At 61.5% G+C, this 12,077-nt stretch carries 13 protein-coding genes; 11 read left to right on the forward strand and 2 right to left on the reverse strand.

Annotation, left to right across the window (positions count from 1 at the left end; translation table 11 throughout):
- Nucleotides 1-126 precede the first annotated feature (126 nt).
- The 11 genes from ACW9UQ_RS17115 to paaZ all read left to right on the forward strand — a co-directional run bounded on the left by ACW9UQ_RS17115 (nucleotide 127) and on the right by paaZ (nucleotide 9,775).
- Nucleotides 127-534, forward strand: a complete 408-nt coding sequence (locus ACW9UQ_RS17115; RefSeq protein ID WP_458932219.1) for a hypothetical protein — start codon at nucleotides 127-129, stop codon at nucleotides 532-534.
- 95 nt (nucleotides 535-629) lie between these two features.
- The gene (locus tag ACW9UQ_RS17120; RefSeq protein WP_458932220.1) at nucleotides 630-1,493 is read left to right on the forward strand and encodes a PaaX family transcriptional regulator C-terminal domain-containing protein; all 864 of its coding nucleotides are present in this window, start codon (nucleotides 630-632) and stop codon (nucleotides 1,491-1,493) included.
- 104 nt (nucleotides 1,494-1,597) lie between these two features.
- Complete coding sequence (gene pcaF / locus ACW9UQ_RS17125) at nucleotides 1,598-2,803, forward strand: 3-oxoadipyl-CoA thiolase (RefSeq protein WP_458932221.1); 1,206 nt, start codon at nucleotides 1,598-1,600, stop codon at nucleotides 2,801-2,803.
- A gap of 18 nt (nucleotides 2,804-2,821) precedes the next feature.
- The gene (paaA, locus tag ACW9UQ_RS17130; protein ID WP_458932222.1) at nucleotides 2,822-3,799 is read left to right on the forward strand and encodes a 1,2-phenylacetyl-CoA epoxidase subunit PaaA; all 978 of its coding nucleotides are present in this window, start codon (nucleotides 2,822-2,824) and stop codon (nucleotides 3,797-3,799) included.
- A 2-nt stretch (nucleotides 3,800-3,801) separates the two neighbouring features.
- Nucleotides 3,802-4,146: a VOC family protein gene (locus ACW9UQ_RS17135; protein WP_458932223.1), complete on the forward strand. Its 345-nt coding sequence runs from the start codon at nucleotides 3,802-3,804 to the stop codon at nucleotides 4,144-4,146.
- A gap of 61 nt (nucleotides 4,147-4,207) precedes the next feature.
- Nucleotides 4,208-4,528, forward strand: a complete 321-nt coding sequence (gene paaB / locus ACW9UQ_RS17140; protein ID WP_458932224.1) for a 1,2-phenylacetyl-CoA epoxidase subunit PaaB — start codon at nucleotides 4,208-4,210, stop codon at nucleotides 4,526-4,528.
- The gene (gene paaC / locus ACW9UQ_RS17145; RefSeq protein ID WP_458932225.1) at nucleotides 4,528-5,313 is read left to right on the forward strand and encodes a 1,2-phenylacetyl-CoA epoxidase subunit PaaC; all 786 of its coding nucleotides are present in this window, start codon (nucleotides 4,528-4,530) and stop codon (nucleotides 5,311-5,313) included. The genes paaB and paaC overlap by 1 nt, the downstream gene beginning before the upstream one ends.
- 3 nt (nucleotides 5,314-5,316) lie before the next feature.
- Nucleotides 5,317-5,832: a 1,2-phenylacetyl-CoA epoxidase subunit PaaD gene (paaD, locus tag ACW9UQ_RS17150; protein ID WP_458932226.1), complete on the forward strand. Its 516-nt coding sequence runs from the start codon at nucleotides 5,317-5,319 to the stop codon at nucleotides 5,830-5,832.
- An 18-nt stretch (nucleotides 5,833-5,850) separates the two neighbouring features.
- On the forward strand, nucleotides 5,851-6,927 hold the full coding sequence (gene paaE, locus ACW9UQ_RS17155; protein ID WP_458932227.1) for a 1,2-phenylacetyl-CoA epoxidase subunit PaaE: 1,077 nt from the start codon (nucleotides 5,851-5,853) through the stop codon (nucleotides 6,925-6,927).
- Nucleotides 6,917-7,681 (forward strand): Phenylacetic acid catabolic protein, encoded by a 765-nt coding sequence (locus ACW9UQ_RS17160; RefSeq protein ID WP_458932228.1) that lies wholly within the window; start codon nucleotides 6,917-6,919, stop codon nucleotides 7,679-7,681. The genes paaE and ACW9UQ_RS17160 overlap by 11 nt, the downstream gene beginning before the upstream one ends.
- Nucleotides 7,682-7,702: 21 nt before the next feature.
- Nucleotides 7,703-9,775, forward strand: coding sequence for a phenylacetic acid degradation bifunctional protein PaaZ (paaZ, locus tag ACW9UQ_RS17165; RefSeq protein ID WP_458932229.1), 2,073 nt, complete (start codon nucleotides 7,703-7,705; stop codon nucleotides 9,773-9,775).
- 119 nt (nucleotides 9,776-9,894) lie between these two features.
- Here paaZ and paaK read toward each other — a convergent pair whose 3' ends face one another.
- Together paaK and paaI are read right to left on the reverse strand one after the other, a co-directional pair.
- Nucleotides 9,895-11,202 carry a phenylacetate--CoA ligase PaaK gene (gene paaK, locus ACW9UQ_RS17170; protein WP_458932230.1) on the reverse strand — a complete coding sequence of 436 codons (1,308 nt, stop codon included), beginning with the start codon at nucleotides 11,200-11,202 and terminating at the stop codon, nucleotides 9,895-9,897.
- A gap of 13 nt (nucleotides 11,203-11,215) precedes the next feature.
- Nucleotides 11,216-11,656, reverse strand: coding sequence for a hydroxyphenylacetyl-CoA thioesterase PaaI (paaI, locus tag ACW9UQ_RS17175; RefSeq protein ID WP_458932231.1), 441 nt, complete (start codon nucleotides 11,654-11,656; stop codon nucleotides 11,216-11,218).
- Nucleotides 11,657-12,077: the final 421 nt, after the last annotated feature.

Raw genomic sequence — 12,077 nt, forward strand, 5'->3', positions numbered from 1 at the left:
CGCTTGAGCAATTTGAGGGCTCCGCGCCCGGCGCGCTTGCCCAAAACGAAACCAACGAATATGAAAACCAGACCCGCAGACTCTCGTTATGAATGAGGGAGCCTCGGGGGGCAGGTCAGCGCGCATGTGAATGCCCATTACCTCGACCCGGCAGCAGAGGCAGGCATCAAGGTGAAAGACGGGGATCGCATCTGGCACCGCACTGATGATGCCGGGCGGATCGACGCTGCGGGCCGTCTGTGGTTGTTGGGCCGGTGGAGTGCGGCGGTCGACGGGGCAGAGGGCCGGATTTATCCGTTTGCGGCAGAACTAGCGGCCGAAACCTGGCCGGGTGTGGACCGGGCCGCTTTGACACAAATCAGCGGGCAGGCTGCGCTTGCGATTGAAGGGGCGGCAGAAGCGGAGGCGCTGACGGCCCTCGCCCGCGACCTGGGGATCGCAACCATACGGAAGGTCCCGGAAATCCCGCTGGATCGGCGTCATCGGTCCAAAACCGACTATGGCAAGTTGCGGCAGATGCTGGGCGAGGGATGACGCCCCGCCACAAAACAGCACGGATTTCGCTGACCTTTTCCAAAGCCGTGATATAAGGGGCTAAGCCTCTGACCCCTGTAAATGACCAAACCTCAATGACCGAAACCCGCCCAAACGACCCGACCGGGGTGCAGGACCCCCCAAGGGCCACCGCCTTTATCGTCACCATCTATGGCGATGTGGTGGAGCCGCGCGGCGGCAGTCTGTGGATGGGAACGCTGATCGAATGCTGTGCTGAGCATGGGCTGAACGAAAGCCTGGTGCGCACAGCCGTCTCGCGGCTTGTCAGCGCCGGGCGGCTTCGGGGGATGCGGGTCGGGCGCAAAAGTTACTACAGCCTGACGCCCGCTGCTCAGGCCGAGTTCCGCGATGCCGGTCGCCTGTTGTTCTCCCCCTCGCCAAGGCCGACGGATTGGCGGATCTGCCTGTCCGAAGGGTTGCGGGACGAGGATTTGCCCGCCGGTTGGAACCGCCTGTCCCCTTCGGTCGCGATGGCGCCTAATCATCCCGGTTTGTCGCCGCCGCCGGGTCTGACATTGCGCGCGGATGATCCCGGCGCGCCCGGTGATCTGCGCCGCTTTGCCGCCCGGCATTGGGATTTGGCGGGTGTGGTCGCCGCCTATGACAGCTTTTTGCAACGCTTTGAGTCCCTGACCGCGCAACTGGATCAGCCCCTGACACCGGCCATTGCGCTTGGCCTGCGCCTGCGGCTGGTGCACGAGTATCGCCTTGCTGCGCTGGCCGACCCACGCTTGCCGTTGCTGGCCTGTCCTGAGGATTGGCCAGCCGACCGCGCCCGTGCGGTCTTTGTCCGCCGCTACCTGTCGCTGTCCCCACAGGCGGATGCCCATGTCGGAACGCAGTTCATGACTGACGCAGGATATTTGCCAGCGACCAACGCGGAGACTGACACGCGGATCGCCGGGCTAACGGCTGAGGCAGCAGGGACTAATCCGTAAAAGCATCACAAAATTCCCAAGACCAGACTTTTTCCGTGCTGCTTTTAGTGATACCCTTTCCGGAAAGACCCGGCTCGAATCAATATCTGGGGGAGACGACCTTTATGCCTGACGCCTTTATCTGCGATGCCCTGCGCACCCCGATTGGCCGCTATGGCGGGGCGCTGTCATCGGTGCGCACCGACGATCTGGCCGCGGTTCCCATCGCGGCGCTGATGGCGCGGAATGGCGGGGTGGACTGGGAACAGGTCGATGATGTCATCATGGGCTGCGCCAATCAGGCCGGGGAGGATAACCGCAATGTTGCCCGCATGGCCGCGCTGCTGGCCGGTCTGCCGGTGGAGGTTCCGGGCACCTCGGTGAACCGGCTTTGCGGGTCGGGCATGGATGCGATTGGCCTTGCCGCGCGTTCTATTCGGGCGGGCGATGCAGACCTGATGCTGGCTGGCGGCGTCGAAAGCATGAGCCGCGCGCCCTTTGTGATGGCCAAGGCCACAACCGCCTTTTCCCGCAACGCCGAGATGTATGACACCACCATCGGCTGGCGTTTTGTGAACCTGAAGATGAAGGCGCAGTATGGCATCGATTCCATGCCGGAAACCGCTGACAATGTCGCTGCTGATTACAACATCAGCCGTGACGATCAGGACGCCTTTGCCGCCCGGTCGCAGGCCCGCTGGGGCGCCGCGCAAAAGGCCGGGGTCTTCGCCGAAGAGATCACGCCCGTTACCATCCTCCAACGCAAGGGCGATCCGGTTGTTGTCGATACGGATGAACACCCGCGTCCCGGCACAACCGCCGACCAACTTGCCCGACTGCGCGGTGTGAACGGCCCTGATCTGACGGTTACTGCGGGCAATGCCTCGGGCGTCAATGACGGCGCGGCGGCAGCGATCGTTGCCTCGGAAGCTGCGATGAAAACCCACGGCCTGACACCCAAGGCCCGCATCGTTGCCATGGCCGCCGCCGGTGTGGCGCCGCGCGTCATGGGGATCGGCCCGGTGCCTGCCACCCGCAAGGTGCTGGCACGGGCCGGTCTGACCCTTGACCAGATGGACGTCATCGAACTGAACGAGGCGTTTGCCGCGCAGGGCCTTGCGGTGACCCGTGAACTTGGCCTGCCGGATGATGCGCCGCATGTGAACCCCAATGGCGGCGCTATCGCCATCGGCCACCCGCTGGGTATGTCGGGTGCGCGGCTGGTGCTGCACGCCGCCTATCAGCTGCAACGCACCGGCGGGCGTTATGCGCTATGTACGATGTGTGTGGGCGTGGGGCAGGGCATTGCCCTGATTTTAGAGCGAACCTGAACCAAAAAGGGCCAGCCAATGTATGCACAGATGATCAAGTCCGAAGCCACGGACGAAGACCCGGAAAAACTGGCGGCCTTTCAGGCCCGTATCGACGCCGGGGACAAGATTGAGCCCAAGGATTGGATGCCGCAAGGCTATCGCAAGACCCTGATCCGCCAGATCGGCCAGCACGCCCATTCCGAGATTGTCGGCCAACTGCCCGAAGGCAACTGGATCACCCGCGCCCCGACGCTGGAACGCAAAGCGATCCTTCTGGCCAAGGTGCAGGATGAGGCCGGGCATGGCCTGTACCTTTATTCCGCCGCCGAAACGCTGGGTGTCAGCCGCGATGAGTTGACCGAGATGCTGCTGGACGGGCGGATGAAATACTCCTCCATCTTCAATTATCCCACTCTGACCTGGGCCGATATGGGTGCGGTCGGCTGGCTGGTCGATGGGGCAGCGATCATGAACCAGGTGCCGTTGCAGCGGACCTCCTACGGGCCCTATTCCCGTGCGATGATCCGCATCTGCAAAGAGGAAAGCTTTCACCAGCGGCAGGGCTACGCCATCATGATGAAGATGGCCGGTGGCACGCCCGAGCAGCGGGAGATGGCGCAGGATGCGCTCAACCGCTTCTGGTACCCATCCCTGATGATGTTCGGCCCGTCTGACAAGGACAGCGTGCATTCCGCGCAATCCATGGCCTGGAAGATCAAGATCAACACCAATGACGAGCTGCGCCAGAAATTCGTCGACCAGACTGTGCCGCAGGCCGAATTCCTGGGCTTGACCGTCCCGGACCTGGACCTGAAATGGAACGAGGACAAGCAGGGCTATGACTTCTCCGAACCCGACTGGACCGAATTCTTCGCCGTCCTCAAGGGCAATGGCCCCTGCAACAAGGAACGTATCGGCGCACGGCAAAAGGCCTGGGATGACGGGGCCTGGTTCCGCGAAGGTCTCAGCGCTTATGCCGCCAAGCGGCAGGCTGGTAAAGTGGCGGCGGAATAGACATGAAACTGAACCACGTTGCCCTGACAGTTTCGGACCGTGCGTGGTCGGCCAACTTCTATCAGACCTATTTCGATCTGCCCGACCGGGTGCACGAGGATGACCACCTGCTGATCCTTGCCGGGCCAGACGGCGGCCTGCTGGCAATGAGCGAGGGCGAACCGCCCGCACAGATGCCACGGACCAGCCATTTCGGCTTTCAGCTTGGAACACCGGCTGAGGTTCTGGCACTGCGCGACAGGTTCCAGAAGAACGGTGTCGAAGAGGCTGAGTTCGAGGCTGCTGGGCCGACTCGGGTACAGGTTTTTGACCCCGACCGGCACCGCGTTGAGGTGTATGCGTTTTGATGTTGATCCTGCGACCCCAAAGATACCCGGCCGCAGGGTTCAAAGATCAGGAAGGAAAAAGATGAGCTCAGCACAACAGCCTTCATCGGAAGCCCGGAAGTCCAACGAATGGCCCCTGTGGGAGGTCTTTATCCGCGGCCAGAACGGCCTCAATCACCGGCATGTTGGCAGTCTGCACGCGCCCGATGCCGAAATGGCGATCAACCATGCGCGCGACGTTTATACCCGCCGTAAGGAAGGGGTTTCGATCTGGGTGGTGCCGTCGAATGAGATCACCGCCTCGTCCCCTTCGGACAAGGGGCCGCTGTTTGATCCGGCCGAAAGCAAGACCTACCGCCATCCGACCTTTTTCGACATCCCCGATGATGTGGGGCATATGTGATGGCTGACCCGCATGTCACCGACCCGGCGCTGCGCGAAGCGTTCTTTACCTGGCTTTGCCGGATGGGTGACACCACGCTGATCCTTGGTCACCGTTTGTCCGAATGGTGCGGCCATGCGCCGGTGCTTGAGGAAGATATCGCGCTGGCCAACACCGCGCTTGATCTGATCGGGCATACCCAGATGTGGCTGGGCCTAGCCGGGGAGGTTGAGGGCAAGGACCGCAGCGCCGATGATCTGGCGTTTCTGCGCGACGTGATGGCGCTGCGCAATCTGCTGCTGGCCGAGCTGCCCAATGGCGATATGGGCGTGACCACCATGCGGCAGTTCCTGTTCGATGCTTACCATTTCGACCTGCTCCAAAGGCTGACCACCTCCACCAGCCCGCGCGTTGCTGAGATTGCGGCCAAAGCGGGGAAAGAGGTGGCGTATCATCTGGAACGCTCGTCTGACTTGGTCGTGCGGCTGGGCGATGGAACAGTGGAAAGCCATCAGCGGATGGCGGAGGCGCTGGACCTGCTCTGGCCCTATACTGGCGAGATGTTTCTGGACGACGAAGTCGATGCGGCGATAGCCGATGCCGGGATCGCCCCCCGGCCCGAAGACTTGCGCGAAACCTGGCTGGCCACGATCCGCGATGTACTGACCGAGGCGACCTTGCCCATGCCAGACCCCGAGGCTTACGCCCAGACCGGCGGCAAAACCGGGCGGCACACCGAACATCTGGGTCTTCTGCTGACCCAAATGCAGTTCCTGCAGCGCGCCTATCCCGGGGCGGAGTGGTAGGCGATGGCGACCCCTTCCACCAATCAGATCTGGGACTGGCTGGGCGAGGTGCCGGACCCTGAGATTCCGGTGATCTCTCTGACTGATCTCGGCATTGTGCGCGACGTTGCCTATGACGCGGAAACGCTGGTGGTGACGGTGACGCCAACCTATTCGGGATGTCCTGCAACGTCTGTGATCGAGATGGATATCGAAAGCCATCTGCGCGGCAAGGGCATCGACAAGCTGCGGCTTGATCGTCGTATCTCGCCACCATGGACCACCGATTGGCTGACCGATCAGGGCCGTGACAAGCTGAAAGCCTACGGCATCGCGCCCCCCGTCGATGGCACCGCCGCTGACGGGCATCTGGCGGCGCGCGCAGCACGGCTGGCGGGCGGCTCCAATCTGGTGATTGAATGCCCGCATTGCGGTTCCGGCAATACCGAAAAGATCAGCCAGTTCGGCTCTACCCCCTGCAAGGCGTCCTATCGCTGCAAGGATTGTCTGGAACCCTTCGACTATTTCAAATGCATCTGACGCAGGAAAACCCCTGATATGGCCCGTTTCCATCCGCTTGAGGTCACCGATATCTGCAAGGACACCCGCGACGCCGTGGTCGTCACCCTGCAACCGCGGTCCGAAGATGTCGCGGCCTTTGACTTCACCCAAGGCCAATACCTGACCTTCCGCCGCGATTTCGACGGGCAGGAGCTGCGCCGGTCCTATTCCATCTGCACCGGGCTGGATGAAGGCGCGATCAAGGTCGGCATCAAGCGGGTCGATGGCGGCGCGTTTTCCACCTGGGCCAACGAAGACCTGCGCAAGGGCGATGTGGTCGAGGCGATGGCCCCGATGGGCCGGTTCCACACCCCGCTTGATCCGGATGCGGCCAAACACTATCTGGGGTTCGCTGGTGGCTCGGGCATCACCCCGGTGCTGTCGATCATCAAAACGATCCTGACCCGCGAGCCAAACTCCCGCTTTACCCTCGTCTATGCCAACCGCCAGATCGGCACCATCATGTTCCGCGAGGAGCTGGAGGACCTGAAAAACACCCATTTGGGCCGCCTGTCGGTCATTCATATCCTCGAAAACGAGACCCAGGATATCGACCTGTTCTCGGGCCGGATTGACGCCGACAAGATGAACGCCCTGTTCAAACTGTGGATCGACGCTGACAGCGTCGACACCGCCTTTATCTGTGGCCCCGAACCGATGATGCTGGCGATTTCCAAGTCGCTGAAAGATCATGGATTGGCTGACGATCAGATCAAGTTCGAACTCTTCGCGTCCTCCCAACCGGGCCGTGCCAAGGCCCGCGCGGTGTCGAAACAGCAGGCCGCAGGGGGCGCAAACTGCGAGGTGTCCGTGACCCTTGATGGTGCCACCCGCAGCTTTGCCATGGCCAAAGATGGCACCTCGGTGCTGGAAGCGGCGATTGCCAACGCCATGGATGCGCCCTTTGCCTGCAAGGCGGGTGTCTGCTCCACCTGCCGCGCCAAGGTGCTGGAAGGAGAGATTGAGATGGGCATCAACCACGCGCTTGAAGATTACGAGTTGCGCGCGGGCTACGTGCTGTCCTGCCAATGCGTGCCCGTCAGCGATAAACTGGTGCTAAGCTATGACGAATGATCCAGATACGATGCCGATGGCCGATTATCTGGCCCAGGGTGGCAAGCTGACCTCGCCCGAGAATGCACCGCCGCGCTATCGCGCCGAACTGATGCGGCTGATGTCATCCTTTGTCGACAGCGAACTGGCCGGCTCTGCCGGGTTTGCCGATGCGGTCAATTGGGCACCGGGCATCCGCGAACGCATTGCGGCCAGCCGGATCGTTCTGGAAAAGGCGGCACATGCGGAAAAGGTGCTGGATCTGATGGGCGATTTCGGCACCGACACCGCGCGCTATAATCAGGCGCATGACTGGGCGGCGCGCGCCCCGCGTGAGGCAAAGGTCATGCCCCAGAGACAGGGCGGCGATATGCGCCTGTCCGTATTTCACGCACCGCTGACAGGCTGGGCAGATGCCTGCGTGCTGAATGCGCTGATGGGTCTGGCAACAGGCATCCAGCTGGAGGAAATGGCAAAGGTGTCCTACACGCCGCTGGCTGAGGTAATGCGCGAGATTGCACCGGTGGAACAACTGCATATGGAGCTTGGCTGCGAAGGTCTTGAGCGTCTGATCGGAGCCGCGGTCGGAAAGGCAGAGGTTCAGGCCTCTGTCGCATACTGGTTGCCGCGCGTCGCCGAAACCTTTGGGGCTGCTGCATCAGACCGGTTTGACCGCCTGTCGCAGCTTGGACTGCGCCATACCCCCAACGAAGAATTGCGTGCTGATTGGCAGGCTGCGGCGGATCGCTGCCTTGCCGCACTGAAACTCGCCTGAGATGCGAAAAGGATATCCCGAATGAAAGACATGGCCACCTCACCCCGCCGTTTGCAAAGCTACCTGTCAGGGGCCTGGCGCACTGGCGCTGGTGAGGGACGCCCTATCGCCAATGCGGCCACAGGCGCGGTGCATGCCCTGATCGGCACCGAAGGGCTGGATTTCGCAGCCGCCCTGGATTGGGGGCGCAGCGTCGGCGGCCCGGCCCTGCGCCGCATGACCATCCATGAACGCGCCCTGATGCTGAAGGAACTTGGCCTGAAGCTGATGGAGATGAGGGACGAGTTCTATGCCGAGAACTACGCCACCGGGGCGACCCGCGCCGAGGGGTGGCCGGATATCGACGGCGGCATCGGCACCATGCTGACTTTTGCGTCAAAAGCCCGGCGCGAATTGCCCAACACAAAGGTTCTGACAGAAGGCGCTGTGGAGCCTTTGTCCCGCGACGGGTCATTTGTTGCGCAGCATATCCTTAGTCCGCTGCAGGGCGTGGCGGTTCATATCAACGCCTATAACTTTCCGGTCTGGGGGATGCTGGAAAAGGTCGCGCCGTCCCTGATTGGCGGCATGCCTTGTGTGGTCAAACCGGCCTCGCAAACCGCTTACCTGACCGAACTGGTCGTGCGCCGGATGCTGGACACCGGGCTGCTGCCCGATGGCGCGTTGCAGATCGTCACCGGTAATGCCGGGGATATGCTGGATCATGTGATGGAACAGGATGTGGTGACCTTCACCGGGTCAGCCTCGACCGGTCAGATGCTGCGATCCTCCCCCGCTATTGTCGCCAACTCGGTGCGCTTCACGATGGAGGCGGACAGCCTGAACGCCTCCATCCTTGGGGCCGATGCCGGGTCGGACACGCCGGAGTTTGAGCTGTTCGTCAAGGAAGCCGCACGCGAGATGACCTTCAAGGCCGGGCAGAAATGCACCGCGATCCGCCGGATAATCGTGCCGCGTGCCTTGCAGGATGACGTGGCCGAGGCACTGTCAGCCCGCCTACAAAAGGTGACCGTTGGCCTGCCGGATGATGAGGCGACGCGCATGGGGGCATTGGTGTCAAAGTCCGACCGCCAAAGCGTGCGTGACAAGATCCGCCAGTTGCAGCGGGAGGCAGATGTTATCTGCGGCCAGCCCGATACGGTGCAGGTCACCAGCGGCGATCCCGAGGCCGGGGCGTTCCTGAACCCTGTGCTGTTACAGTGCAAGGGTCCCTTGAGCGCCGAAACGGTTCATGCGGTGGAGGCTTTCGGCCCGGTCGCAACCCTGATGCCCTATGACGACCTGGCAGAGGCCGTTGCGATTGCGCGCAAGGGCAAAGGGTCGCTGGTGTCGTCCCTGTTCACCAATGATGCGTCAGCAGCGGCAGAGATCGTGCAGGGATTGGCCGCCTATCACGGCCGCGTGCTGGTCGGAAACCGCGATACGGCCAAGACCTCAACCGGCCATGGTTCCCCCCTGGCCCCGCTGATCCATGGCGGTCCGGGACGCGCGGGTGGCGGCGAGGAAATGGGCGGCATTCGGGGTATCAAGCATTTCATGCAGCGCACTGCGGTTCAGGGCTCCCCTCAGATGCTGGCGGCGATCACCGGTGAATGGGTCGATGGTGCCCCGGCACAGCAAGGCACACACCCGTTCCGTAAATCGCTGGCAGAGTTGCGCATCGGTGATCAGATCGTGACCGACGCCCGCCCGATCACCAAGGACGATGTCGAGCATTTTGCCGAGTTCACCGGCGACACCTTCTATGCCCATATGGATAGTGACGCCGCCAAGGCAAACCCGTTCTTCGAGGACCGGGTGGCGCATGGTTACCTGATCGTATCCTTCGCAGCTGGCCTGTTTGTGGAGCCGAACCCCGGCCCGGTTCTGGCCAATTACGGCGTCGACAACCTGCGCTTTATGACCCCGGTCTATTTCGGTGACACCCTGCAGGTCCGCCTGACCTGCAAACAGATCAACCCCCGTGCCAATGGCGACTATGGCGAGGTACGCTGGGACTGCCATGTCACCAACCAGAACAAAGAGGTGGTCGCACAATATGATGTGCTGACCATGGTGGCGAAAACCTGGCCGATGCCTGTTGAGACGACATAGAGGGCTTTGCCCAATTTTTTAGGTGTTCTTGGTGCGATGCACGGCGGCCTTCGGCCTTGATTCCGCGCAGGAAAAGCCTCGCAATCACCACCTTTTTTCCTATCGAACGATTGAGGTACTCAATCCCCCCGACGATCCACCACACGCTTGGCCTTGCCTTCAGACCGCGCCACGGCTCCCGGATCATTCACGATGATCGCCGTGGATATCCCCACCACCGATTTGATGTGATGTGCCAATTCCTTGGCCGAAGCCGACCGCGCGGCCTCTGACGCCTCTGAGGCGGTGCATTCCACATGCACGGCCATCGCATCCATCCGGTCCTTGCGGGTCAGTTCGATCTGGAAATGCGGGGCCAGACCGGTGCATTTCAGGATTTGTTCCTCAATCTGGGTCGGGAACACATTCACACCGCGCAGGATGATCATGTCGTCCGAACGCCCGGTGACCTTTTCCATGCGCCGCATCGACCGGGCCGTGCCGGGAAGCAGGCGCGTCAGATCGCGGGTGCGGTAGCGGATGATCGGCAGGCCCTCTTTGGTCAGGGTTGTGAAGACCAGTTCCCCCATTTCACCATCGGGCAGCACCGCGCCGGTTTCAGGGTCAATGATCTCGGGATAAAAGTGATCCTCCCAGATATGCAGCCCGTCCTTGGTCTCCACACATTCATTGGCCACACCCGGACCCATCACTTCGGACAGGCCATAAATGTCGACCGCATGCATATCAAAGGCCTGCTCAATCTCGGTCCGCATTGCGTTGGTCCAGGGTTCGGCGCCGAAAATCCCGACCTTCAATGAACTGGCCCGCGGGTCCAGTCCCTGACGCCGGAACTCATCCAGCACCGACAACATATAGGACGGCGTGACCATGATGATATCCGGCTTGAAATCATTGATCAGCGTCACCTGCCGCTCTGTCATTCCGCCCGAGACAGGGACTACGGTACAGCCCAGTTTTTCCGCGCCGTAATGCGCGCCCAGCCCGCCAGTAAACAGCCCATAGCCATAAGCGATATGGCAAATATCCCCGGCCCGCCCGCCAGAGGCGCGGATGGACCGGGCCACCAGATCACCCCAGGTCTCGATATCCCCCTTGGTATAGCCAACCACCGTCGGCTTGCCCGTCGTCCCGGACGAGGCATGCACACGCACGATCTGATCCCGCGGCACGGCAAACATGCCGAACGGGTAGGTGTCGCGCAGATCCTGTTTCAGGGTGAAAGGGAATTTCGCAAGATCGGCAAGGGTTCTAAAGTCATCAGGATGCACGCCATGAGCATCGAATTGCTGGCGATAAAACGGCGTATTTTCATAGGCATGACGCAGTGACCAGGCCATCCTTTCTTGCTGCAAAGCGGCGATCTCGTCGCGGCTGGCCCGCTCAATCGGATCAAGGATGGATGGATCGGGGGTCAGGTCTTTCATGCAATGCCTCTTGTTACTGATCCTGTCCGGGTTCGGGCAGCAGGGTCTGGCCGAGTGTTCGGGAATGGCCCCGGAACTCCACCAGAACCGTGCCATCGGCGCGGGCGATGGTCACGTCATAAATGCCAGAGCGCCCCTTGCGCGACACCTCGCGCGCGGTGGCGGTCAGCCGGTCGCCCAAGGCCCCCGGCGCAACATAAGTGACAGAGCAATGCTGCGCAACCGTCACCTGATTGTAGGTGTTGCAGGCAAAGGCAAACGCACTGTCTGCCAGTGTAAACAGATAGCCCCCATGCGCATTGCCATGCCCGTTGGTCATCTGTTCTGTAACGGTCATGTCAAGCACCGCCGTGCCCGGTGCGATTTGCGTAATCACGATGCCAAGGGCCTGCGATGCTGTGTCCGCATCCCACATAGCTTTGGCGCTGGCCTCTGCCAGTTCCTGCGGTGACATGCTGCTGATATTCTGCATGGCTCTTGCCCCTTACTCGTGCAAACAGTGACAAACTTGTCCGTGCTGCGCAAGCCGTTGGCGAGGTCGCCGCCCGCGGTCAAACAAGGGCGAGACCTAAGACTTTGAGGGCGCTCTTTGATCTTTGAAGGTGATCAGCCACATGGCGATCAGGATCATCACGGTCGACAGGTAAAAGCTGGGGCCGGGGATCAGACGAAACAGCATCCCATCCGCGATGACCGCAAAGACTAGGGACAGATACTCAAACGGGGCCAGCTTTGATATCTCACTTTGTTGCAGAGTACAGCCGCTATATCATCGCCTGGAAGCTCTGCACGAACATGCGGGCCGAGGACGTGACTGACACAATTGAGCTGGCTCTGGCGGCGTCCGGATGCGATCAAGCCGTCGTTCGGCACAT

Source organism: Halovulum sp. GXIMD14793 (assembly GCF_054457435.1).

Excerpts from the sequence above, each read along its gene's own strand:
- ACW9UQ_RS17120 (WP_458932220.1), top strand. The coding sequence starts at position 630 with ATGACCGAAACCCGCCCAAACGACCCGACCGGGGTGCAGGACCCCCCA.
- pcaF (WP_458932221.1), top strand. The coding sequence starts at position 1,598 with ATGCCTGACGCCTTTATCTGCGATGCCCTGCGCACCCCGATTGGCCGC.
- paaA (WP_458932222.1), top strand. The coding sequence starts at position 2,822 with ATGTATGCACAGATGATCAAGTCCGAAGCCACGGACGAAGACCCGGAA.
- ACW9UQ_RS17135 (WP_458932223.1), top strand. The coding sequence starts at position 3,802 with ATGAAACTGAACCACGTTGCCCTGACAGTTTCGGACCGTGCGTGGTCG.
- paaB (WP_458932224.1), top strand. The coding sequence starts at position 4,208 with ATGAGCTCAGCACAACAGCCTTCATCGGAAGCCCGGAAGTCCAACGAA.
- paaC (WP_458932225.1), top strand. The coding sequence starts at position 4,528 with ATGGCTGACCCGCATGTCACCGACCCGGCGCTGCGCGAAGCGTTCTTT.
- paaD (WP_458932226.1), top strand. The coding sequence starts at position 5,317 with ATGGCGACCCCTTCCACCAATCAGATCTGGGACTGGCTGGGCGAGGTG.
- paaE (WP_458932227.1), top strand. The coding sequence starts at position 5,851 with ATGGCCCGTTTCCATCCGCTTGAGGTCACCGATATCTGCAAGGACACC.
- ACW9UQ_RS17160 (WP_458932228.1), top strand. The coding sequence starts at position 6,917 with ATGACGAATGATCCAGATACGATGCCGATGGCCGATTATCTGGCCCAG.
- paaZ (WP_458932229.1), top strand. The coding sequence starts at position 7,703 with ATGAAAGACATGGCCACCTCACCCCGCCGTTTGCAAAGCTACCTGTCA.
- paaK (WP_458932230.1), bottom strand. The coding sequence starts at position 11,202 with ATGAAAGACCTGACCCCCGATCCATCCATCCTTGATCCGATTGAGCGG.
- paaI (WP_458932231.1), bottom strand. The coding sequence starts at position 11,656 with ATGTCACCGCAGGAACTGGCAGAGGCCAGCGCCAAAGCTATGTGGGAT.